This window comes from Sphingomonas sp. Leaf38 (assembly GCF_001421825.1).
Taxonomy (GTDB): domain Bacteria; phylum Pseudomonadota; class Alphaproteobacteria; order Sphingomonadales; family Sphingomonadaceae; genus Sphingomonas.
The window spans coordinates 1444824-1466856 of record NZ_LMLD01000011.1 but is presented as its reverse complement, the minus strand read 5'-3'; the positions used below and the strand labels follow the sequence as shown (position 1 = coordinate 1466856).

21 protein-coding genes are annotated in these 22033 nt (G+C 67.9%); 2 read left to right on the top strand and 19 right to left on the bottom strand.

The window, feature by feature from the left end:
- Nucleotides 1-48: 48 nt before the first annotated feature.
- The 12 genes from gspN to ASE88_RS14060 form a co-directional block, all read right to left on the bottom strand.
- Nucleotides 49-774, bottom strand: a complete 726-nt coding sequence (gene gspN / locus ASE88_RS14115) for a type II secretion system protein N (protein ID WP_056478698.1) — start codon at nucleotides 772-774, stop codon at nucleotides 49-51.
- On the bottom strand, nucleotides 771-1247 hold the full coding sequence (gspM, locus tag ASE88_RS14110) for a type II secretion system protein GspM (RefSeq protein WP_055878142.1): 477 nt from the start codon (nucleotides 1245-1247) through the stop codon (nucleotides 771-773). Before gspM ends, gspN begins: the two co-directional genes overlap by 4 nt.
- Complete coding sequence (gspL, locus tag ASE88_RS14105) at nucleotides 1244-2332, bottom strand: type II secretion system protein GspL (RefSeq protein ID WP_056478696.1); 1089 nt, start codon at nucleotides 2330-2332, stop codon at nucleotides 1244-1246. The genes gspM and gspL overlap by 4 nt, the downstream gene beginning before the upstream one ends.
- Entirely contained in the window at nucleotides 2329-3336 is a 1008-nt protein-coding gene (gene gspK / locus ASE88_RS14100) for a type II secretion system minor pseudopilin GspK (protein WP_268795221.1), read from the bottom strand. The genes gspL and gspK overlap by 4 nt, the downstream gene beginning before the upstream one ends.
- Complete coding sequence (gspJ, locus tag ASE88_RS14095) at nucleotides 3323-4003, bottom strand: type II secretion system minor pseudopilin GspJ (RefSeq protein ID WP_056478694.1); 681 nt, start codon at nucleotides 4001-4003, stop codon at nucleotides 3323-3325. Before gspJ ends, gspK begins: the two co-directional genes overlap by 14 nt.
- Complete coding sequence (gspI, locus tag ASE88_RS14090) at nucleotides 4003-4389, bottom strand: type II secretion system minor pseudopilin GspI (protein ID WP_056478690.1); 387 nt, start codon at nucleotides 4387-4389, stop codon at nucleotides 4003-4005. Before gspI ends, gspJ begins: the two co-directional genes overlap by 1 nt.
- Nucleotides 4379-4849, bottom strand: coding sequence for a GspH/FimT family pseudopilin (locus tag ASE88_RS14085; RefSeq protein ID WP_055878152.1), 471 nt, complete (start codon nucleotides 4847-4849; stop codon nucleotides 4379-4381). The genes gspI and ASE88_RS14085 overlap by 11 nt, the downstream gene beginning before the upstream one ends.
- Nucleotides 4824-5264 carry a type II secretion system major pseudopilin GspG gene (gene gspG, locus ASE88_RS14080; RefSeq protein ID WP_235527951.1) on the bottom strand — a complete coding sequence of 147 codons (441 nt, stop codon included), beginning with the start codon at nucleotides 5262-5264 and terminating at the stop codon, nucleotides 4824-4826. Before gspG ends, ASE88_RS14085 begins: the two co-directional genes overlap by 26 nt.
- Nucleotides 5265-5272: 8 nt before the next feature.
- Nucleotides 5273-6499, bottom strand: a complete 1227-nt coding sequence (gene gspF, locus ASE88_RS14075; RefSeq protein WP_056479580.1) for a type II secretion system inner membrane protein GspF — start codon at nucleotides 6497-6499, stop codon at nucleotides 5273-5275.
- A 189-nt stretch (nucleotides 6500-6688) separates the two neighbouring features.
- Nucleotides 6689-8332, bottom strand: a complete 1644-nt coding sequence (locus ASE88_RS14070; RefSeq protein ID WP_056478686.1) for a GspE/PulE family protein — start codon at nucleotides 8330-8332, stop codon at nucleotides 6689-6691.
- Nucleotides 8329-10536, bottom strand: coding sequence for a type II secretion system secretin GspD (gene gspD / locus ASE88_RS14065; RefSeq protein WP_056478679.1), 2208 nt, complete (start codon nucleotides 10534-10536; stop codon nucleotides 8329-8331). Before gspD ends, ASE88_RS14070 begins: the two co-directional genes overlap by 4 nt.
- Before the next feature lie 10 nt (nucleotides 10537-10546).
- Nucleotides 10547-11320 (bottom strand): type II secretion system protein N, encoded by a 774-nt coding sequence (locus ASE88_RS14060; RefSeq protein ID WP_321163426.1) that lies wholly within the window; start codon nucleotides 11318-11320, stop codon nucleotides 10547-10549.
- Between the two features lie 177 nt (nucleotides 11321-11497).
- Here ASE88_RS14060 and ASE88_RS14055 point away from each other — a divergent pair, with 177 nt between their 5' ends.
- Nucleotides 11498-12154, top strand: coding sequence for a prolyl hydroxylase family protein (locus tag ASE88_RS14055; protein ID WP_056478670.1), 657 nt, complete (start codon nucleotides 11498-11500; stop codon nucleotides 12152-12154).
- Between the two features lie 178 nt (nucleotides 12155-12332).
- On the opposite strand, the gene ASE88_RS14050 is transcribed toward ASE88_RS14055, so the two are convergent.
- Together ASE88_RS14050 and ASE88_RS14045 are read right to left on the bottom strand one after the other, a co-directional pair.
- Nucleotides 12333-15053, bottom strand: a complete 2721-nt coding sequence (locus ASE88_RS14050; RefSeq protein ID WP_056478667.1) for a TonB-dependent receptor domain-containing protein — start codon at nucleotides 15051-15053, stop codon at nucleotides 12333-12335.
- A gap of 89 nt (nucleotides 15054-15142) precedes the next feature.
- Nucleotides 15143-16744 carry a hypothetical protein gene (locus ASE88_RS14045; protein ID WP_055878168.1) on the bottom strand — a complete coding sequence of 534 codons (1602 nt, stop codon included), beginning with the start codon at nucleotides 16742-16744 and terminating at the stop codon, nucleotides 15143-15145.
- 296 nt (nucleotides 16745-17040) lie between these two features.
- On the opposite strand from ASE88_RS14045, the gene ASE88_RS14040 reads away from it, so the two are divergent.
- Nucleotides 17041-17376, top strand: coding sequence for a DUF6481 family protein (locus ASE88_RS14040; RefSeq protein ID WP_055878170.1), 336 nt, complete (start codon nucleotides 17041-17043; stop codon nucleotides 17374-17376).
- Between the two features lie 141 nt (nucleotides 17377-17517).
- Here the strand turns inward: ASE88_RS14040 and mtnP are convergent, their stop codons facing one another.
- The 5 genes from mtnP to ASE88_RS14015 form a co-directional block, all read right to left on the bottom strand.
- Nucleotides 17518-18390 (bottom strand): S-methyl-5'-thioadenosine phosphorylase, encoded by an 873-nt coding sequence (gene mtnP / locus ASE88_RS14035; RefSeq protein ID WP_056478665.1) that lies wholly within the window; start codon nucleotides 18388-18390, stop codon nucleotides 17518-17520.
- Nucleotides 18387-19778: an amino acid permease gene (locus tag ASE88_RS14030; RefSeq protein ID WP_056478662.1), complete on the bottom strand. Its 1392-nt coding sequence runs from the start codon at nucleotides 19776-19778 to the stop codon at nucleotides 18387-18389. Before ASE88_RS14030 ends, mtnP begins: the two co-directional genes overlap by 4 nt.
- Before the next feature lie 169 nt (nucleotides 19779-19947).
- Entirely contained in the window at nucleotides 19948-20301 is a 354-nt protein-coding gene (locus ASE88_RS14025; protein ID WP_055878175.1) for a HesB/IscA family protein, read from the bottom strand.
- Nucleotides 20302-20343: 42 nt separating this feature from the next.
- Complete coding sequence (locus ASE88_RS14020) at nucleotides 20344-20805, bottom strand: SUF system Fe-S cluster assembly protein (RefSeq protein WP_056478660.1); 462 nt, start codon at nucleotides 20803-20805, stop codon at nucleotides 20344-20346.
- Nucleotides 20802-21980, bottom strand: coding sequence for a cysteine desulfurase (locus tag ASE88_RS14015; protein ID WP_056478658.1), 1179 nt, complete (start codon nucleotides 21978-21980; stop codon nucleotides 20802-20804). Before ASE88_RS14015 ends, ASE88_RS14020 begins: the two co-directional genes overlap by 4 nt.
- Nucleotides 21981-22033: the final 53 nt, after the last annotated feature.

The window sequence follows — 22033 nt, the reverse complement described above, 5'->3', positions numbered from 1 at the left end:
CTAGCGGGGGTCGGCGTCATCCGTCAACCGCGGACTTGCACAAATCTGTCAAAAACGTCCTTCGATCGCGAGCCGGTACCCGTTTGGCCCCGCCACGAACCCGGCCTGTTCGAGCTTCTGGACGGCGAGCGGATCGGACGGGCGCAGCGACAATTCGGCGCGGTAGGTGCCCGCGCCCTCGATCCGCAGCGCGATGCTTTCCGTCCCGGCCTGGCTCGCCAGCGGCAGTAGCAGCGCGGTGCCGTCGCAGCGCGCGGTGCCGCTGACCGATTGCGGCAACGCGATCCCGCCGACGTCGCCCGCTAGCGTCGCGCGGACGCGACCCTCGGCCGCGTCGCACTGTCCGTCGCGGAACCGGACCGACACGTCGTCGAGATCGAGCGCGGCGACAGGCACCGGTGCGAACAGCCGTCCGGTGGCGACCGTCGCGGTCATGTGGTCGACGCCGAAGCCGTGCCGGCTGACGCTCGCCGACCCGCGCAGCGGCTTTGCCGATACCGAGTCCGGCCCCGCGAAGACGATGGTCGCGCGGCCGACGAGCAGCGGCAGCGGCGAAAGCCGCGCGTGGAGATCGCCCAGCGCGAGATCGCCGAACCGCGTCTCGGTGAGCGTGGCGCCCCAGATCGTACCCGACACGCGCCGCGCGACGAGTCCCTCGTCCCCGATCCCGGTCCAGCCGAGCACCGCGCGCATAGGCAGGAAGACGATCAGCGCGACCAGCAGCATCATCCCGAACAGAGCGGCGGGGCCGGTGCGCAAACGAATCCGCCTCATGCCGCGCGCGCCTTCAGCGTGAGCGCGACGCCGACGGTCTTGTCGCCCTTGTCGGTCATCGCCACCGAATCGACGAGGATGCCGAGGCGTTCGAGCCGCGCCAGCCAAGCGACCAGCGCGCCGGGCCGCGCCGACTGGATGCCGATGCGCACCCGGTCCGCCCCGTCCTGATCGAGCGTGGCAAGCGCGAAGCCCGCCTGATCGGCCTCCGCCCGGACCGCGTCGGCAAGCGTGCCGGTCAGCGGCGTCGCGCGGTTCCGCTGGATATCGCGCAACGTCGCGACCTGCGCGCGAGTCTCGCCGAGCCGCGTGACGGCATTGGCATGACGTTCGCGCGCGCTCGACAGGCCGTCGCCGACCGGACGGATGATCAGCGCCCACAGCAATGTCAGCACCGCAAGCGCCGCCATGACGAGCAGCAACCGCCGCTCTCGCAGCGAGCGGCCCTCGAACCAGTTACGAAGTCCGGTCATCGTCCACCTCCCGGCGCTGGGCTGATCGTCAGTTCACCCGTCACGCGGCCCGCGACCGCTTGGAATACGCCCGCGCGGACATCGAAGCCCGCGGCTTCGAGTGCACGCTTGAGATCGGTCGCGAGCGCCTCGCGCTCGACCGCGACCGACAGGCGGAGATCGCCGTTCGCCTGGAAATCGAGCGCGGTCACTTCGGTGCCGGGCGTCGCGCGGACCGCGGCGAAGACAGCGGCGGTCGTGGTGGTGAAGCCGAGCCCCGGCCCCCGGACGCGCGAGAGACGCTCGTCGAGCTGGCGGGCGGCATCGACCACCGTCTCGCCGCGCGGCAATCCCGTCACCGCGACCGTGTCCGCCTCGGCCTCCAGCGCATCGGCACCGAAGCTGAACTTGGCGATGCGGACGAGCGAGATCGCCAGCGTCACCGCCAGAATCGTCAGCGACAGCAGCGCCAGCCGCCGGATCAGTGCCCAGTCGATCGCGAACCGGCGTCGATGCGCAAACGGCCCTTGCCGCAGGTCGAGCGGCGGCGACGCGACGGCCGCGACGATCGCCGCTTCCAGCGTGTCCCGGTCGATCGTCGCTGGCGCGGTACCGCCCGTGACCAGCTCGGTCAGCCGGGCTTCGTCGGCGAACCCGCTGGCGGTGCCGCGCACCACGCCGCTGCCAGCGAGCTCGGCGCGCGCATACCCCTCTTCGGGCCGCGGGAGGAGCATCGGCGCGGGGATGACGGCGACCGGATCGACGCCCGCGTCGGCCAGCATCAGCAGCCAGTCGCGCATCGTGGCCACGCCGACCACGCCGATCGGCCGATCGCTCGCGCCTTCGTCCCCGACCGCGACATGGAGTTCCGCGAGCGGCGATGCGCTCGCCTCGCTGGCGAGGATCCGCGCGGCGGCGGTCGCCTGCGCCACCGATCGCGCCGGCAATTCGGCCCAGTGCAGCGTCACCGCATCGGCGGGCGCCACGGCGATCGTCGCGTCGTCGGTCTCCGGGATGCCCTCCCCCTCCCCGACCACGCGCGCGTCGACGACGCGCATCCAGCGATATCCGGTCTCGCCGGCGGGAAGGAATAACAGCGTGGTCATGATGGCTCGCCCCATTGCCGCGATACGAGCTGCGCGGGAAGCCGGTTCGCGTCGATAAGCGCGCGTTCCTGCATTTGCGTACTGCCCAGGGTCACGTCGATATCGAGCGTGAACCATTTCGACGTCACGGTAGCGACGGCACCGGGGGCGAGAGTGGCCGCCCCCTGCAACGCCGCCGCCTTGGTAATCGCACCGACGTCCGCATAGCCCTGCGGCGGGCGACGGAGCAGCATCTGCTGCGCGCTGCCGACCTGGAGCGTGTCGGGATAGAGCATCGCGAACAGCGGCGCCTGTTCGGGAAGCAAGGTGTTCACGTTGATCGGCGACGGCGCGGCGATCGGCAGGGTGCAGATCCAGGGCCTGAGCGTCGTGTAGATCGCAGGCGTCATGCCCGCGACCGGGCGCAGTTCGCTCGGATCGCTCATCAGCGTGCCGCCGGTGCGATAGGGCATTTCGCGCGCCAGATACGCGCCGTCCTCCGCCCCCATCGCCTGCTGGTCCTGATCGCTGTCGATCCAGTCCGCGGTGCCCGACGCGATCTGTTCGGCGACCTGGACGGGGACGTCGAGCAACCGCATCAGCCGGACGAACTGCGGCCGGATCTCGGGATTGGTGATGTACGTGCCAGGTGCACCCTGCACCTGTTTGACGAGACCGTTGAGATTGAAGCAGTTGCCGCCGTCGCGCACGCGTGCGGTCGCGAAGCCGCCGGGGACGGGCAGGCCGAACGGCGTGTTGCTCCAATTGCCGGCGAGCGTGACTCGCTTGGGGCTCTGCCCGAGCAGGGTGGAGACGCGGGTCAGCGCCATCGTCTCGGCGGCAAACGCATAGGCGCGTGCCTGTTCGCCGGTCGCGGCATTCCCCGCGAGCCGGGTCGACAGCCGCAGCTTTTCAAGCGCGGCGCCCGCCATCACCGCGATGATCGCGACGAGCATAAGCACGGTGAGCAGCGCGGCACCGCGTTCCTGCCCGCGCGGGATGTCGCCGCGATCAGGTGCGCGCACCGGGCGTCTCCTGCGAGGGGGTGCCGGCAGGCGGCGTGCCGGCCGGATCGGTGTTCTCGGTCCGCGCCGGGACATAACCGGTGCCGACGAGGAACATCTGGCGGAACTGCGTGCCGTCGTCGCGGACAATGCGGAGCTCCATCGCGTCGGGCAAGGGCGTTCCGCTCGCGCCGTCCCAGCGATCGCTCCAGGCGCCCGCGATACGGTAGCGGAGCGCGATCTGGCGGACTCGCGTCAGGAGCGCGGCGGGCGGGAGGCCCTGCGCGCCGTCGACCATCGGGTAGGCGATCCGCTGGAGATTGCCGCCGTCGATGCGGTAGGCGATCTTCTGCAGGCTGGGCCGCGGCGTGCCGTCGATGTTGCTCCAGCCCGCGCGGACGAGGCGGAGCATCGGCGTGACGCCCGATCCGCTCTCCCCGACGAACGCGGGGACGCGAGTCCCGGCCTCGTCGCGGGAGGCGCGGTTGGCGGCCTGGGCGAGATCGGCGGACAGGATCGACATCGTGCGGGTGAGCGCGCCGATATCGTCGAGCTTCGCGCCGGTGCTGCTCTGCGCCCTGACGCTGAACGACAGGATCGCGACGCCCGCCGCGGCGATCATGCCGAAGATCATGAGCGAGACCATGACCTCGATCAGCGTGAAACCCGCCTCGTTGCGCGGTCGCATCACGTCGCGGTCCGGGGGGCGGGGCGGACCATCGTCAGGCGGCCGAGCTGCGTGCCCGACCGATCCGCGACCGACACGTCGATCCGCAGCACGCGCGATCCGCCGAGCGCGCTCACCTGCCGGGTCCAGGTCCAGGGCTGGCCGCCGTTCGTCTCGACGCCGGTGACTCGCCCCGCGGTCGGCGGCTGCGCGTCGGTCACCGCGTCGATCGCGACGTTGCGCGCGACCATCTGCGCGACCAGCGTCTCGTCGAGGATCGAGGCACCGCGGATCGTCGTGCTTTCGAGACGGACGAGCGCCATCGCGGCCAGGCTGAACACCGCCAGCGCGACCATGATTTCGATGAGGGTGAAGCCCCCCTCGCCCGGATGGCCGTCAGCCGGCATCGGCGCGCACGCTGCCGTCGGCGTCGATATGCACGGTCGCCGCGACGCCGCCGCGATCGAGCCGGATCTCGGCGGGGCGATCGACGAGTCCGGTCGGATCGAACGTGACGCGCATCCGGCCGCTGCTGTCGCCGATGCTGGCGCGCGTGCCCTCGTTCCAGCGTTCGACGCGCATCGGTTTCTCGGCGATCGGGGTCCAGCCGCCGGACAGACGCCGGTCGAAGCCATAGCCGCCGCCGCTGACCCAGACGCTGACCGGGCGCGCCTCGACGATCGCGGAATCATGCGCGGCGCGGGTGCGCAACGCGAACCGCGTCGCCTCGTCGAGGACGCGGCCACGCGGGTCCGGCATGACGAGCATCGCCACGGCCGAGGCGAGGCCGATGACGGTGACCACGACCATCAGTTCGACGAGCGTGAAGCCCGTCTCCCGATTACTGCCAGCTGCCGATATCGGCATCGATCCCCTCGCCGCCTTCCTTGCCGTCCGCCCCGAAGGTCCAGACGTCGGCCTCGCCGTGCGTGCCCGGCGACGCATAGAGATACGGGCGACCCCAGGGGTCGTTCGGCAGCTTCTTCAGATACCCGCCACGCTGATAGCGCGAGGGATCGGTGAGACCTGCGGGCGCGGTGACGAGTGCGTTCAGCCCCTGCGACGTGTTGGGGAAGGTCATGTTCTGGAGCTTGTATAGTTCCAGCCCGCCCTCGATCTGCGCGATGTCGGCCTTCGCCTTCTGGATCCGCGCGGTGTCGCCCGAGGGCAGCACGTTGAGCGCGACGATCGTGGCGAGCAGGCCGATGATGACGATCACCACCATCAGCTCGACGAGCGTGAAACCCGCTTCACGACGGCGTTTTTTGACTTCTTGACGCATACGAAACCTCATTGGCCTGCCAGCGTGTTGAGCTGGAGGATCGGGAGCAGGATGGATAGCACGATCGTCGCGACGATACCGCCCATCACGACGATGATCAGCGGTTCGAGCAGCGACAGCGCGGTGGCGGTGAAGCGGTCAAATTCGCGTTCGAGATAGTCGGCGGCGCGCTCGAGCATCTCGTCGAGGCGACCCGCCGCTTCGCCGCTCGCCGCGAGATAGGTCAGCAGCGGCGGGAAGACGCCCGCGCGGCGCATCGCGGCGGACAGGCTGCCGCCGCCGCGGATCGCGTCGACGATCTGGTCCGACGCGAGCCGGAGGCGGCGATTGTGGATCGTGCTCGCGGTGAGGTTGAGCCCGTCGAGCAGCGGCAGGCGGCTGGCGACCATCGTCCCCAGCGTGCGTGCCATCCGCGCCGCGTGGAGATCGCGCAGCAGCCGCCCGAGCAGCGGGATACGGAGCAGCCAGCCGTCGAAGGCGAGCCGGATCGTCGGGTCCTTGAGCGCCTGCCACCCGCCCAGCGCGGCGAGCCCGACGACCAGCAGCATCACCCACCAATAGCCGACCAGAAACGCCGAGAACGCCATCACCATCCGCGTCAGCAGCGGGAGCTGCTGGCCGACCGTGTCGAACTGCTCGACGACCTGCGGGACGACGAACATCATCAGCGCGGTGACGACGCCCAGCGCGACGAGCGCGAGGATCGCGGGATAGGCGAGCGCGGTGATCAGCTTGCCGCGGATCTCGGCCTGGCGTTCGAGCAGCGCCGCGAGCCGGTCGAGGATCGTCGGGAGCGAGCCCGAGCTCTCGCCCGCCGACACCATCGCGCGGTAGAGCGGCGGGAAGCTTTTCGGTTCGCGCGCCATCGCATCGGCGAGACGCCGGCCCTCGACGACGCCGGCATGGACGTGCTGGACGATCGCGCGGACGCTGTCCTGCTCGGTCTGGCGCGTGATCGTACGGAGCGATTCCTCGAGCGGCGAGACGCGGTTGAGCGTGGCGAGCTGGCGCGTGAACAGCGTGAGGTTCTTGCCCGACATTTTCGGCGTGCCGAGCTGGAGCCCGAACAGCGGGCGGCCCTTCGTCGCCTGTGGCGGGGCGCCGGGGGTGATCTTGACGACGTACAGTTTCCGCGCGTCGAGCGTGGCGCGCGCGACGTCGATGTCGGCCGCGGCGACATGGCCGCGGCGTTCGGCGCCCTTCGTGTCGATCGCGAGATAGTCGAAGTCCGCCATCATCCTCCCCGGCACGGGGAGGGGGACCGCCGCGTAGCGGTGGTGGAGGGGGTTGGCCGCGAGCGTTCCGGTCGTAGTGGCCGTGGGCGCGCGGTGGTGGCGGTATGCGGCTCACGGTGCGCGCGCGGTGAGCCCCCTCCACCAGCTGCGCTGGTCCCCCTCCCCGTTCCGGGGAGGGTTTGCCGGACGCTATGCACTGGCTGCCTCCTCGACGATCTCGGTCGTGTCGCGACGGGAGACGCGGACGGCTTCTTCGGCGGTGGTTTGCCCGGACAAGACGAGGTCTCGCGCGGATTGCGCGAGGTTGGGCGACTTGGCGAAGGCGTGCGCGGTGATCTCGGATTCGTGGCCGTCGGTGTTGATCAGCCGGCGGATCGTGTCGTCGATGCGGACCGCTTCGAACACGCCGATGCGGCCCTTATAGCCTGTCTGGTTGCAGTCCTCGCAGCCTTGCGCGACGTAGACCACCGCGTCCGGGGCGATGCCGAGCAGCGGTGCGACCGTGTCCGACGCGGGTACGGCCTTGCGGCAGGTCGGGCACAGCCGACGGACGAGCCGCTGCGCGATCACCGCGCGCAGCGTGGACGCGAGCAGGAAGCTCTCGACCTTCATGTCGCGCATCCGCGTGATCGCGCCGATCGCGTCGTTGGTGTGGACGGTCGACAGCACGAGATGGCCGGTCAGCGACGCCTGCACCGCGATCTCGGCGGTCTCGCGGTCGCGGATTTCGCCGACCATCACGACGTCGGGATCCTGGCGCAGGATCGCGCGCAGGCCCGCCGCGAAGGTCAGCCCGACCTTCGGGTTCACCTGCGTCTGGCCGACACCGTCGACCGCATACTCGACCGGATCCTCGACGGTCAGGATGTTGCGGCTGCCATCGTTGAGCAGGCGCAACGCGGCGTAGAGCGAAGTGGTCTTGCCCGAACCCGTCGGGCCGGTGACGAGGATGATGCCGTTGGGTTCGCTCAGCGCCTCGTTGAGGAGCGCGAACAGTGCGGGCGGGAGACCGAGCGCTTCGAGGTCGATCCCGGCATTCTCCTTGTCGAGGATACGCAGCACCACGCGCTCGCCGGCCCGGCTCGGCAGCGTCGAGACGCGGACGTCGAGCAGCTTGCCGCCGAGCGTCAGCCCCATGCGGCCGTCCTGCGGCACGCGGCGCTCGGCGATGTCGAGGCGCGCCATGACCTTGATGCGGCTGACGACGACCGGCGCGACGTTGGGGGGCATGCGCAGCGTTTCGCGCAGCACGCCGTCGATCCGCATGCGGACGACCAGGCCGCTTTCGTACGGCTCGATATGGATGTCGGACACGCCGTTGCGCGCGGCGTCGGCGATGATGCCGTTGATCAGCCGGATCGCGGGCGCGTCGTCGGCGGTGTCGAGCAGATCCTCCGCGGTCGGCATGTCGCCCGCGAGCAGGTCGAGTTCGTCGCCCATGCCAACCGCAGCGAGCGCATTGGCCTGGCCGTCCATCGCATAGACGTTCGACAGGAGGCGATCGAAGGCGATCTGTTCGACGACGCCGACTTCGAACGGGCGGCCGAGATAGCGGCGGAGTTCGAGCAGGACCTTGGGGTCCGCGCCCGCGCGCATGGCGATCGTCAGGTGGGAATCGGTGTCGGTGTGATCGACGACGACGCCGAACTTGCGCGCGAAGGCATAGGGGATGGTGATCTGTGGCAGGTCGACCGCCGTTGGGTCACCGGCCCGGCGAAGGCCGGGGTCCAACTGCGCAACGGGTTCGATCGAGGCGGAAGGTTCGCCCAATTGGGCCCCGGCCTCCGCCGGGGGGGTGTCGAGATCAGCCGGGAAGCCTTCGCGGATGATCATTTCTTGGGCCGCACGACCATGGTCGAGGTGCGCACCGGCACGGCGACGCGGGGGTCCTCGATGTTGCCGGGGATCGGCGCAGACGGGATCGGCGGCGCGGCCCCCATGTAATCGCGGACGAGCTGGTCGATCGACGGCTCGGCACCCGGCTCCTGCAGGCCCTGTTGCAGCCGGACATAGCCGTAGCGCTGCTCGGTCAGCTTGCGGCTGTCTTCCGCGGTGCGCAGGATCGTCGGGCGGATGAAGATCATCAGGTTGGTCTTCGAGCGCTGCTTGGCCTTCGACGTGAAGAGGTGGCCGAGCACGGGCAGGTCGCCGAGCAGCGGGATCTTCTCGATCGTGCGGCGCTCATTGTCGTCGAGCAGGCCGCTGATCACCGCGATCTGGCCGTCGTCGACGGTGCGGACGGTCTCGACCTCGCGCTTGTTGAGGATCAGGTCGCTGTTGTCGCTGGATACCGGCCCCGCGATCGAGCTGACTTCGAGGCGGAGGTTGAGCTTCACCGTGCCCGACGAGTTCACCTGAGGCCGCACAGTCAGCTCGATGCCGACATTCTGGCGCTGCGTGGTACGGAACGCGTTGTCGAAATTGGTGCTGAGCGCCTGCCCCGTGGTGATCGGGATCTCCTGCCCGACGAGGCTGTGCGCCTCCTGATTGTCGAGCGTGACGAGGTGCGGGACCTGGAGCAGGTTCGAGGTCGTGTCGCTCTTCACCGCGTTGATGATCGCGCCGAAGAATGTGCTGCCGATCTTGCCGCCGAACCCGCCGAACCCGCCGGTTGCGGCGAGGATCGACGAGATCGCCGACTGCGCGAGTGAGTCCGCGGCCGCGTTGGGTGTGTTCGTTTCCGTGCGCGTGCCATCGGGCGCGACGACCGTCGTGCCGTTGCCCGTGATCGAGCGCGCGCCGATCGCGCCGGCGATCTGCAGGATGTTAGGCGCGGAGTTCGAGAAGGTCGACGCGCCGAACGCGCCGCCGCTGGGATCGCCGACGATGAACTGCGCACCGAGCGTGCGCGCCGTCGTGTCGGACACTTCGGCGACGATCGCCTCGACCAGCACCTGTTCGCGACGCGTATCGAGCTGGCGGACGACCTCGTTCAGCTGGCGCTGGATTTCGGCGGGCGCGGCGATGACGATCGCGTTGGCCCCGGCGAAGCGCGTGACGACCGCGGCGGTCTTGCCCCCGGCCGCGGTGATCGCGGGCTGGCCCGAGCCACCCGACCCGCCCGAGCTCGGGATCGACTGGTTGACCTGTGGCTGCGAGATGTTCGACTGGCCGCCGGATGCCCCATTGGTGCTGCTCGATCCGAAATTCGAGCGCGACAAGGCGGTCTGGACGGGCTGTGTCGGGGTCTGGCCGACGAGTTCCTGCAGGACCGGCAGCAACTGCTCGGCGTCCGCATTCTCGAGAAACACGACCTTGATCTCGGTGCCGTTGCGCGCCTTCTGGTCGAGATCGGCGGCGACCTGTGCGAGGCGGGCGACGGTGGTCGGGTCGCCGCGGAGTGCGACCGCGTTCGAGCCCTCGACCGCGACGACCGAGGCGCTCGGGCCGGTCGCGGAGGCACCGCCCTGCCCGCCGCCGGTGCCCGTGCCGATCAGCCCCTGAAGCGCGGTCGCGATTTCCTTGGCGCTCGCATTCCTCAGCGCGACGACGCGGGTCGACGAGGTGTCGGTATCGATCCGGCGAAGGACCTCGCGGATGCGGCGGATATTGTCGGCGAAATCAACGACGACCAGACTGTTGCCGCCGCGGTTCGCGCTGACCGAGCCTTGCGCGCTGACGAGCGGACGGACGGTCTCGACCGCGGACTGCGCGTCGATTGCGCGGAGGCGGACGATCTCGGTGACATAGCTGTTACGCGCGGCGCCCGCGACGCCGATCCGGCTTGGCTGCGAGGCAGCGTTGTCGAGCGGCTGGACGCGGAAAGCCCCGCCCGAGGTGGGCACAGCGACGAGGCCGTTGGCGCGCAGCGTCGAGAGGAACACCTCGAAATATTCGGAGCGCGACAGCGGACGATCGGTGACTACGGTCACCTTGCCGGCGACGCGGTTGTCGATGATGAACGTGCGGCCGGTAACCTTCGCGGCGTCGGCGATAAACGCGCGGATATCGGCGTCGCGGACGTTGAGCGTGGTCTGTGCGTGGACGCTGGCGGCGAGCGCCAGCGCGACGACGGGACCGAGGATAAGCTTTTTCATGGGGCCGTTTTCATTGGGGGGGCGCGATCGTGATGGCGAGCGGGAGGGTATCCTGGCCGCGTTCGACGGTGATGGGGACGTTGCCGCCGCCCGCGAAATCCTTGGCGATCCGGTCGAGATCGCCCGGCCCTGAGACGGGGCGACCGCCGATCGAGGTGACGACGTCGCCGTCCTTGAGCCCCGCCGCGCGGAAGGCGGCGCCCGATCCTTGCGCGCGGACGGTCAGCCCGCTGATCCGGCCGCCATCGATCCGCGGGATAAACCCGATCTCGGTGCGTAGTTGCGCGACCGGGATGCCGATCGCGGGCGATGCCGCCCCCGCTGGTGCCGCGCCGGGCACGACCGGCGTGACGGCGCCCGACTGGTCGAGGAACAGGTCCTCGTCCGCGCCGCCGCGATCGATCGTGACGTGATCGAACGCGACCGCCTTGAGGCGCACGCCGGGCTGGATCTCATCGCCGATCGCGACGCTCTGCTGGACGCCGTCGGGACCGGCGATAATCGCGGAACTGCGACCCATCGCCTCGTCCATGCGCGTGCCGAACAGCGTGAGTTGTAGCGACGTGACGGTCGCGGGCGCGCCCGCGGCACCACCAAGACGGAAGAACGGATCGAAGCCGCGCAGGATGTCGGCGGGCGCACCGACGACCATCGGTGTGGCCGGGCGCCAGTCGCCGAGCGGCGTGATCGGCGTGACGATCGTCCAGGCCAGCCGCGCGCATTGCACCGCAAGCCCGGCCAGCAGCGCGAGCTCCACGACACTATAGACATTCACGACCGGCATACGCCGCAAGATACGGCGCGCCCGCGCGTCCAGCTTCAATCGCATCCGCGACCCACCCCAATTTCCCGCATTTCGTCGCGTAGGCATGCCATGTTACAATTCCGCGTCAATGGCTTGTGCACAGATACCGCGTTCGGCGGGGTGGCGCTTTGTCTTCGGGATTGGCAGAAAGCGCGAATGTCCGATGTTCTTCCGTCCAGTGGCTCCGGCCTGCCGCCCGAACCGGTCATCGCGCGCCTGACCGTCCCCGGCGTGCAGCGCGTGCCGAGCGCGAAGCTCGATCTGTTCGTGCGGCGAGACTTCCTGCCGCCGGATCTGTGCGCGGCGTTGATCGAGCGGATCGATGCGGTGCGACGGCCCTCGACGATCTCCGATTCGAACGGCGATGCGAGCTATCGGACGAGCGAGACGGGCGACCTGGCCGCGAGCGACGCGGCGGTCATGGACGTCGAACGCCGGATCCTCGCGCTGACCGGGCTCGACCCGGCGCATGGCGAGCCGTTGCAGGGGCAGCGCTACGCGGTCGGGCAGGAATTCAAGGGGCATACCGATTATTTCGAGCCGAACGGCGTCGACTATCAGCGCTATTGCGGGGTCGCCGGCAACCGGACGTGGACCGTCATGGTCTATCTCAACCAGCCTGAGGCGGGCGGTGCGACGCGCTTCAAGGCGATCGACAAGATTGTCCAGCCCGAGACGGGTAAGCTGCTCGCGTGGAACAACCGACGCGCGGATGGGAGCTTGAATGCGGCAACGCTGCATCATGGGATGAAGGTGCGCGCGGGGGTCAAATACGTGATCACCAAATGGTTTCGGGAGAAAGCGTGGGGGTGAACGGCGGCTCGGCGAGCCTCACAAACGGGTATCACCCCGGCAAAAGCCGGGGCCCATTTTGGGGGAAGCCGATAACGAAGCGTATCGCTCCATTACGCCCACCGTCCCAGCTAGGCCCCGGCTTTCGCCGCGGTGGTTCTGTACTTCGCCGACACAATAAACTGCGTCCGCTCCGCCCTTAAAACTGCACGCTCGCGCCCAGCGTGAACAGGCGGCCCAGCTTGTAGCGGTTGATATCGACTTCGGCGCCATTCGAGAATGTCTGGTATTCGCGATACCCCGTCCCCGTCAGGTTGCGCGCCTCGAACTTCACCTCGATCTGCTTGCCCGCCACCGCGATGCCTTGGCGTGCGACGACGTCGAAGCGGATGCCGGGTTTCTCGATAAGGTCGGGCAGGCGAACACCGCCGCCGCCGCCGACCGGGCCACGATTCGTCACGCGGTCGCTGGCGTAGTTGAACAGCAGCGTCAGCTGCGACAGGCTCGACTTGTCCTCGATGCCGAGCTGCAAATTGACGAGGTGGTCGGACTGGCCGGTCAGCGCGGCGCCATCCTGGAACAGCACGTTGGCAGGACGCAGGCTGGCGGTGCTGCCATTGCTCTGGATCGGGCTGGCAATCAGTTCGTTACCGACCTTAAGCTCGGAGTGCGTGTAGGTATAGTTGGCGATCGCGACGAGACGGCGCGTCGCGAAGAAATCACCCCCAAAGCCGTCCAGCGGGATGTATTTCTGCAGCTCGACCTCGCCGCCGTACAGGTTCGCGCGCGGCGCGTTGGCGAAGCCGGTCTGGAGCGTGTCGCTGCCCGCCGGGAAAAACGCGACCGCTTCGATCGGGTTGTCGATACGCTTGTAGAAACCCGCCAGATTGAACTTCTGGTCGCGCGCGAAATACCATTCGTAGCGCAGCTCGCCGTTATACAATTGCGAGTCAGTCAGGAACGGGTTGCCGAAGAACAGGCGATCGCTCTCGAAATCCTGATACAGCTGTGGCGCGAGCTCGCGGAACTGTGGTCTGGCCAGCGTCTTCGACATGTGTCCGCGCAGCTGCATGTCCGACGCGAAGTTCCACGTCACCGTCACGGCAGGCAGCCAGTAGGCGCGCGACAAATTGGTTTGCGCGAACGACACGCCTGCACCGCCGCCCGGCAGCACCGTCTCCAACGCATCCTCATAGCGGATGCCCACATTGGCGCGCAGACCGTCGAGAATCTCGCCCTCGACCTGCGCATACGCCCCATGGACGCGCAGCGAAGCGTCGTAGGTCGGCGCGCAATTCGGCGCGACGCAGGTGTTGGCGAGGCCGATGCCATAGGTCTGGAGGTTGAAGTCCGACAGCAGATAGTCGGGACGCTCCTGCGCGACGGCATCGTTCAGCGCGACGTTGCCCGCGGTCTGGTAGCGGAAGGTGTAGCGGCTCGATGTGCGGTCGGTGTCGCTATACGCATAGCCGACCGAGAGCGCGAACGGGCGGTCGAACGGTACGTTCCAGGTGAGGTTCGCCTGACCCGACCACAGCGTCTCGTCGAGTTCGCTGAACGCCACAGCCGCGCTCTGCAAGCCGCTGAGGTTGTTGGTGTAGTCGCCGACGGTCGCGTTGTACTGATAGGTGAACTGACGTTCGTAGGGCGAGTTGCGCTCGGTCTTCGCGTAGCTGCCGCGGGTGTCAAGCGCGAAGTTGCCGAACTTGAATTCGCCGACGAGCTGCGTGTCGATGAGCTGGCGTTCGAACCAGCTGGTGTTCTGGACGATGAACGGCTGGATGCCCGCAACATCGCCGATGTTCGAAGTGGATCCGGTGCTGAGACGACCCTGCTTTAGCGTGTCGTGGATGTACAGATTGGTCCAGCGGATCTTGTTCTCGCCGAACTCCGCGCCGAAGCCGAGCAGGCCGTTGATGATCGACCGGTTGTCGGTGAGGACGGTGCGGAAGTCGCGCGTCAGGATGCCGCCGACGTCGTCGGTCGACTGCTGGAGCGCATCGCGCGTCCGCCAAGTGTTGCTGATCCCCGCCGCGGCGATGACGCCGACGCGAGTGCTGCCGATATCGGCGGAGGTGCCGAAGCTCGCCTCGCCCGACAGGTTGGCCGGGATCTGGTTGTTCTGCTGCAGCAGGGTCGTCTTGGCGTTCGACAGCGCGGTGATCTGCGCGCCGGTCAGCGACGTCCCATTGGCGCCCGCCGACTTGATGAAGCCGGGCACCTTGCGCTCGCCGCTGTCGAAGCCCGTCCAGTCGTGCTTGCCGCCGTCATAGACATAGCCGAGCTCGCTGGTCGTGACAGTGTCCGCGCCGACCGATCCGCCGAACTGGAAGAACGTCTTGTCGGGAACCGCCTTGGTCGTCAGGTTGATGACGCCGCCGCCAAATTCGCCCGAGTAATTGACCGAATAGCTCTTCTGCACGACCGCCGAGGCAATCACGTTGGTCGGGAAGATGTCGAGCGGGACGACGCGGCGCAGCGGCTCGGGGCTCGGCAAGGGCGAACCGTTGAGCAGCGACGACGAATAGCGATCGCCCAGACCGCGGACATAGACGAGGCCGTTGCCGACCACCGACAGCCCGGTGACGCGCTGGAGTGCGCCGGCGATGTCGCCTTCGCCGGTCCGCGCAATATCGGCCGAGGACAGGACGTTGACGACTTCGGCGGTGGCGCGGACCGCGTTGGGCACGTTGCGGCCGACGACGACGATATCCTCACCGGTGCCACTGCCGCCAGGCGTGGAGATCTCGACCTGCTCCTGCTGTTGCTCGCCCTGGACGGCAGGGTCGGTGCGCTGCTCGACCGGCGTACCGGCCTGAGGCGAGACGACGCTGCCTGCGGGCGCGGTTTGCGCGAACGACTGCGCCGGGACGAGCGTCGTCGTCGCGAGCAGGACGGAGACGAGAACGGATGACTTCATGGCTGCCCCGGCAACAAGAGGAATTCGGTAGGTGTGAGGCTGCGCGGCGGGCCCCCGCCCCCCGCACAGCCTCAGGCTTGGCGTCGGTGTCAGTTGGTCGGCAGCGCGGTGCAGGCGCTGCTCGTCGTACCGAAGCTCGCGCGGTTCGAGTTGCAGGTCCAACCGCGATACCATGTGTCGGTCGAGCCGTTGACCGCACCGACATAGCTGGTGTTGACCAGGAACGCGCTGCCCGACGGGTTGAGGCTGGTCGCGTTGAACGCGGTGGTCGTGCTCGACACGCCGGCGGGCAGGAACGTGCCGGTTACGGCCGAGCCGACTGCGGCGCTCTCGGTATTGTTGCTGCCGGCGCGGAAGATCGCCTGCTGCTCGTCGGTGGTCACGGTGATGCCGTTGACGGTGGTGGTCGCATAGGGCGTCAGGCAGCTGAACACGACCGAGTTGAACACCGGCGGGCCCTTGTCCTGCAACGTCGTCAGCTCGGCCGGACGGATGGTCGTCTTGCCCCCTGCATCGGCGCCGGCGATGATGTTCAGGCAGGCGCTGTTCGGGTTGCTGACGATGCCGTTGACGAAGGTTGCGTCCGCACCGCCACGCAGACGGATCGCCGCGTTGGTCGCGGTCGACGTCTCGATGAAGGTGAAGTTGGCAAGCGTGTAAGCCTGGCGTGGCAGCGCGTCTTCCGAACCGTTCGAGTCGATTTCGGTCGAGTAGTTGTCGGTCTGCGTGTTGTTCGGCTTCTGGATCGCCAGCACGAACTGGACGAAGCCCTGCCAGCCGACATCGGTATCCAGGCCGTCATCGTCCGAGCCGGTCAGCGCCAGATAGCGCAGGTTGCTGCGACCGCCGAAGATTTCAATACCGTCGTCCGAGCTGTTGTGGACCTGGATGTGATCGAGCGTCGTGCCCGAGCCGGTGCCGCCGAGCGTCAGACCCTGAAGCTCGTTGTTCGGGCTGATAACGGTGCCCGAATAGCGGATCTGAACGTAACGGACGCTGCCGCTGCTGTCGGTCGGCGTGGCGCCGCCGTACAGCGCGGTGCTGGTGCCTTCGACGACGTTCTCGCACGCCACGTTACCGCCGGGCACGGTGTTGTTGCAGTTCGAGATCGGCGCGCGGCCGGCGAGGATGATGCCGCCCCACAGGCCCTGCGACTCGTCGGTGACGCCGCCGGTCAGGTTCGCCTGCGCGGTGAAGATGATCGGCTGGGTCTCGGTACCCTCGGCGATCAGCTTCGAACCGCGGTTGACGACCATATAGTCGTTATCGGCGTTGGTCGTGTTCGCGTATACCAGCGAGCCCGCTGCGATCGTCAGCGTCGTGGCGATCCCGCCCGGCTGCGTGCCCGCGCCGCCGATGTCGACACCGACGTCGACGCGGCCGTTGATCTCGTAGGCGACGCCCGCGACCTTCGGCAGGCTCAGCGCAGAGGTGATCAGCGTCGGCAGGCGGCACGAGCGGTAATTGCCGATGATGCCGACATCGGTGGTGCCGGTCGGGCACGACGTCGCGGGCGTCCCAGCCGTCGGGGTTGGCGTCGGCGTGGGCGTCGGGCTTGGCGTCGGCGTACCCGGTACGACGATCACGCCTTCACCCGGCGAGGCGACGCTGTCCGCGCCATCGCAGGCCGAGAGGGCCATGCAGGCGGTGCCGGCGAGCAGAACAAGACTCGTGCGCTTGAAGATAGTCATTCGAGAGACTCCCGGTCGGATCGTTGATCTGATGGATCGACTCAGGCTCCCCCCTGCCGACCTCGATTAGGCGACTATGCGGGATGCGTGACGTTACGATGCGATTTGGATGACGCCGACGTGACTATGATATGACGAAATGGTGACACCGCTTTCAGGCGTCGGTTGAAACCGGGAGTTTCGAACAGATCTCTTCCGATCCGGCGCGCGATGATTTACAGGCGCTGGCAGAGTCACCCGCGGCGCATTCCTGCGACCGCGCGGCCAGACCATCATTACAGGATATTTCGACAATAATGGCCTCTTTCAAGGACCCCAGTTTCCAGGACCGCACGAGCAGCGCAGCCGCCGCCAAGCAGAAGGCGCTCGAAGCGCTGCGTGCAAAGCCGCCGATCGACGAGGCCGTCGTCGCCGAGCGCCTCGCCGCGCGTGAAGCCAAGGAACTGGCCGAGCGTGAGAAGCGTGCCGCCAAGCGTGCCGCCGAGGATGCCGCCAAGGCTGCCAAGAAGGCCGAGGCCGAAGCGGCGGCTGCGAAGAAGCGCGAGGCTGAAGCCAAGGTCGAGCTGACCGACGCCGAGAAGAAGGCGATTCGCGACGCAAAATACGCGGCCCGCAAGAACAAGAAGAAGTAAACGCGCGCGTGGGCCTGCTGCGGCGGGCCCACCTCTCCGGCTCAGTGCAAGATCGCATCGCGCGATCGACCGTACATGCTGCAATATACGCACTCCCGGCCCCCGGCGCAAAAGCCCTCGCGCCGGATGCGCATATCCCCTCTACATTTTCGAAAGCGCCTGACCGGCGACCGCATCGAGCTTGGCGACCAGCGCGGGATCGCGCGCGCCGCGCGCAGTAAGTATCGCGCTATCCAAGCAGTCGTCGATCGGCGACACGGGCCGCGTCAATGGCAGGGTGCGCAACAACGCCATGACCATCGCACGCGCCTTGGCCGCATTGGCGTCCAGCTGCGCGAGGACCTGCGCAACGTCGACCCCGTCCTCGTCTTCACGCCAGCAGTCATAATCCGTGACCATGCCGACCAGCGCGTAGGGAAGCTCTGCCTCGCGCGCGAGTTTCGCCTCGGGCATCGCGGTCATGCCGATCACGTCGCAGCCCCATTGGCGGTAGAGCCGGCTCTCCGCCCGCGTCGAGAATTGCGGGCCTTCCATCGCCAGATAGGTGCCGCGGTCGTCGACCTGCGCGCCGGCCTCGCGCGCGGCGTCGGCGGCGTAGCGGGACAGGCGCGGACAGACCGGATCCGCCATCGAGACGTGCGCGACGAGCCCGGTGCCGAAGAAACTCGATGGCCGCCCCTTGGTGCGATCGATGAACTGGTCAACGATCGTAAAGCTGCCCGGCGGGCGTTGCTCTGCCAGCGAGCCTACCGACGACACCGCCAGCACATCAGTCACGCCGAGACGCTTGAGCGCATCGATATTCGCGCGGGCGTTGAGGTCGGAGGGGGAGATCCTGTGTCCGCGTCCATGCCGCGGGAGGAATGCCACGCCGACATGACCGACGCGGCCGGTATAGATCGCATCCGACGGCGCGCCCCAGGGGGTGTCCACCGTCTGCCAGCACCCGTCCTCGATCCCGTCGACCGCGTACAGTCCCGAGCCGCCGATGATGCCGATCGTCCAGCCGCTCATTCGGCCAGCGCTCGCGGCCGCGCGTAGACGAAGTAGATCACCAGCCCGAGCAGGTTCCACAGGCCGAAATAGAGCTGCGTCTTCGAGGGCAGACTGAAGAACAGGTACAGGCAGCCGAGGATGCCGATCGTCCCGACCAGCGTCGCCGCCGGCGCGCGGAACGTGCGGATCGCGTCGGGCGCACGGCGGCGCATGACCAGCATGCACGCGCATACCGCAACAAACGCGGCGAGCGTGCCGGCGTTGGCCAGCGCGGCGATTTCTGCGAGCGGCAATAGCCCAGCGATCACCGCGACGATCGCTGCGGTGATCCAGGTGATGCGGACCGGCGCGCCGCGCTTCGAAACCTTGGCGAGGCTCAGGGGAAGCAGCCCGTCGCGGGCCATCGTGAAGAAGATCCGGCTCTGGCCGAACAGGAAGGCTAGCAGCACGGTCGGCAACGCGACGACCGCGGAGGCGCCGAGGAAGGTCGCGAACCCCGGACGGCCGATCTCGCGCAGGATCAGCGCGAGCGGCTCGGCCGAGCCGGCGAACCGCGTATAGGATAGCGCACCGACGGCGGCGACCGCGACGAGGATGTAGATCGCGATGCACGCCACCATCGATCCGACGATGCCGATGGCGAGGTCGCGGCCGGGATTCTTGGTCTCCTCCGCTGCGGTGGAGATCGCGTCGAAGCCGTAGAAGGCGAAGAAGATGATCGCCGCCGCCGCCATCACGCCGCGCTCGGCACCGTCGGGCTGCACGGCCTTGGGGAAGCCATAGGGCATGAACGGATGGAGGTTGGCGCTGTTGAAATAGTGCAGCGCGATGAACACGAAGACGGTCAGCGCGATCATCTTCACGCCCACCAGCACCGCGTTCAGCGTCGCACTCTCGCGCGTGCCGAACGACAGCACGCCCGCGACGACCGCGATGATGAAAATCGCGGGGACGTTCAGGATGCCGCCAAGCTCGGGGCTAAGCGTCAGTGCCTCGGGAAAGCCGAACGCGCCGCGCAGCAATGGCGCGGCATAGCCCGACCAGCCGACCGCGACGGTCGACACGACGAGCGAATATTCGAGGATCAGCGACCAGCCGATCACCCAAGCGATCAGCTCGCCGAGCACGACATAGCTGTACGTGTACGCGCTGCCCGACGCCGGGATCATCGTCGCCATCTCGGCATAGGCAAGCGCGGCGCAGGCGCAGATCCCGCCGGCGATGACGAAGGACAAGATGACCGCGGGTCCGGCTAGCCCTGCCCCGACGCCGATCAGCGTCAGGATGCCAGTGCCGACAATCCCGCCGACGCCCATCGCGACCAGGTGCGGCCACGACAAGGTCCGCGCGAGCTGGTGCTCGGGCGGCTGCTCGGTGACGATTTTTCGGCGAAACAGACTGGCCACGTATATCCCCTCTTCTCGGCGGGGGAGTGGCACAGGACGGGATGGGCAGGCAAGGCGGGCGGTCGTTCGGCGCTGCCCCGTCTCGACCCGACGCTTGTACTCCCGCATAGGCGGGAGCCCAGTCTGGATCCCCGCCTTCGCGGGGACACATGCTAATTAACGGTGAGGTTCAGACCGTGAAGCTCTCGCCGCACCCGCACGCGCCCTTGGCGTTGGGGTTCTGGAACACGAATCCCGCGGTAAAGTCGTCCTCGACCCAGTCCATCGTCGAGCCGATCAGATACAGGATCGACCCGCCATCGACGAACAGCGTGCCGCCGGGCGTGTCGATCCGCTCGTCGAACGGCTTGGCTTCGGTGACGTAATCGACCGAATAGGCAAGCCCCGAACACCCACGCTTGGGCGTCGACAGCTTCACCCCGATGGCATCCCCGGGCGCGCGCGCCATCAGGTCGGCGATCCGCGCATGCGCCGTCCCCGTCAGGTTCAGCGCTGCCGGCCGTGCTCGCAATGTCGTCGCCATGTCATCTTCCTTCCTCGATCAAAGTCATGCTTTGATCGACGCCTACAGCATGCCCAGTTCGAGCTTGGCCTCGTCCGACATCTTCTGCGGATCCCAGGGCGGATCCCAGACCAGGTTCACTTCCGCAAACCCGACTCCCGGCACCGACCCGACGCGCATCTCGACTTCTGCCGGCATCGATTCCGCGACCGGGCAGTTCGGCGTCGTCAGCGTCATCGCCACCACGGCATGCCCGTCCTCGGTCACCTCGACGCCGTAGATCAGCCCCAGGTCATAGATGTTCACCGGGATCTCGGGATCGTAGATATCCTTCAGCGCATCGATGATCGCATCATACACCGCGCCGCCGGGCTCACCGGGCGTGTCCACCTGCGGCTTCTGCGCCAGGAACCCGGCGAGATAGTCGCGCTTGCGCTCCGCATCGCCGTCGGTGTCCAGCACGACGCGCGCCTTGGGCGGCGACTGCACCGCCTCGACTTCCTCGATCTCGAACCGATCGCTCATCCAAAAATCCTCGTTACTCGTTCGATCCCGCGCACAAGCGCCTCGACGTCCGCCGGGCCGTTATACACGCCGAAGCTCGCCCGCGCCGTCGCCTCGAGGCCCAGTGCCTCCATCAGCGGCTGTGCGCAGTGATGGCCGGCACGGATCGCGACGCGCTCTTCGTCCAATATGGTGCCGATGTCGTGCGGATGAACCCCCTCGATCGTGAAGGAGACGATCCCGGCCGAGTCCGCCGGGCCATACAGCCGCACCGAATTAATCCCCGACAGCGCCTCGCGCGTCGCGGTCACCAGCGCGGTCTCGTGCGCGTGGATCGCGCCAAGCCCGATGCTCTCGACATAGTCGATCGCGGCATGCAGACCGAGCGCGCCGACGATATGCGGCGTCCCCGCCTCGAACCGTCCCGGCGGCGGCGCGTAAGTCGTCTTCGCGAACGACACCTTGTCGATCATCGACCCGCCACCCTGATAGGGCGGCATCGCCTCGAGCAGCTCGGGTTTCGCCCACAGCACGCCGATCCCGGTCGGGCCGTAGAGCTTATGCCCGGAGAAGACGCAGAAATCGCAGCCGATCGCCTTCACGTCGACTGCGATCCGCGGCACCGACTGGCATCCGTCGAGCAGGATCTTCGCGCCGACCGAATGCGCGATTTCCGTCGCGCGCTTGGCGTCGAGCACCGAGCCCATCACGTTCGACACATGCCCGAACGCGACCAGCTTGTGCGCCGGCGTGATCATCCGCTCCATCGCGTCGAGATCGATGCGGTGGTCGGGGGTCAGCGGGATCACGTCGATCGCCGCACCAATGCGCTCGGCGACCATCTGCCACGGCACGATATTCGAGTGATGCTCGAGCATCGACAACAGGATGCGGTCGCCCGCCTTCAACTGCTCGCCGGCCCAGCATTGCGCGACGAGGTTGATCGCCTCGGTCGCGCCGCGCACGAACACGATCTCGTCGGGCGAGCCTGCGCCGATGAACCGCGCGACAGCCTTGCGCGCCTCTTCATAGGCGACCGTCATGTCGGCCGAGCGCTGGTACACGCCGCGGTGCACGGTGGCGTAGGTCTCGCCGTACGCGCGCGTGATCGCGTCGACGACGACTTGCGGCTTCTGCGCAGTGGCGGCAGTATCGAGATACGCCCAGCCCTCGGGGATCGCCGGGAAGTCCGACACACGATCAAGACACTCCTCCCCGGCACGGGGAGGGGAACCGCGACGCGAAGCGG

Coding starts and splice junctions, on each gene's coding strand:
- gspL (WP_056478696.1), bottom strand. CDS start 2,332: ATGACCACGCTGTTATTCCTTCCCGCCGGCGAGACCGGATATCGCTGG.
- mtnP (WP_056478665.1), bottom strand. CDS start 18,390: ATGAGCGGCTGGACGATCGGCATCATCGGCGGCTCGGGACTGTACGCG.
- gspM (WP_055878142.1), bottom strand. CDS start 1,247: ATGACCGGACTTCGTAACTGGTTCGAGGGCCGCTCGCTGCGAGAGCGG.
- gspD (WP_056478679.1), bottom strand. CDS start 10,536: ATGAAAAAGCTTATCCTCGGTCCCGTCGTCGCGCTGGCGCTCGCCGCC.
- gspN (WP_056478698.1), bottom strand. CDS start 774: ATGAGGCGGATTCGTTTGCGCACCGGCCCCGCCGCTCTGTTCGGGATG.
- gspI (WP_056478690.1), bottom strand. CDS start 4,389: ATGCCGGCTGACGGCCATCCGGGCGAGGGGGGCTTCACCCTCATCGAA.
- gspG (WP_235527951.1), bottom strand. CDS start 5,264: ATGCGTCAAGAAGTCAAAAAACGCCGTCGTGAAGCGGGTTTCACGCTC.
- ASE88_RS14060 (WP_321163426.1), bottom strand. CDS start 11,320: ATGCCGGTCGTGAATGTCTATAGTGTCGTGGAGCTCGCGCTGCTGGCC.
- ASE88_RS14020 (WP_056478660.1), bottom strand. CDS start 20,805: ATGAGCGATCGGTTCGAGATCGAGGAAGTCGAGGCGGTGCAGTCGCCG.
- ASE88_RS14055 (WP_056478670.1), top strand. CDS start 11,498: ATGTCCGATGTTCTTCCGTCCAGTGGCTCCGGCCTGCCGCCCGAACCG.
- ASE88_RS14050 (WP_056478667.1), bottom strand. CDS start 15,053: ATGAAGTCATCCGTTCTCGTCTCCGTCCTGCTCGCGACGACGACGCTC.
- gspJ (WP_056478694.1), bottom strand. CDS start 4,003: ATGCGACCGCGCAACGAGGCGGGTTTCACGCTGATCGAGGTCATGGTC.
- ASE88_RS14070 (WP_056478686.1), bottom strand. CDS start 8,332: ATGATCATCCGCGAAGGCTTCCCGGCTGATCTCGACACCCCCCCGGCG.
- gspF (WP_056479580.1), bottom strand. CDS start 6,499: ATGGCGGACTTCGACTATCTCGCGATCGACACGAAGGGCGCCGAACGC.
- ASE88_RS14085 (WP_055878152.1), bottom strand. CDS start 4,849: ATGCCGATATCGGCAGCTGGCAGTAATCGGGAGACGGGCTTCACGCTC.
- ASE88_RS14040 (WP_055878170.1), top strand. CDS start 17,041: ATGGCCTCTTTCAAGGACCCCAGTTTCCAGGACCGCACGAGCAGCGCA.
- ASE88_RS14045 (WP_055878168.1), bottom strand. CDS start 16,744: ATGACTATCTTCAAGCGCACGAGTCTTGTTCTGCTCGCCGGCACCGCC.
- ASE88_RS14025 (WP_055878175.1), bottom strand. CDS start 20,301: ATGGCGACGACATTGCGAGCACGGCCGGCAGCGCTGAACCTGACGGGG.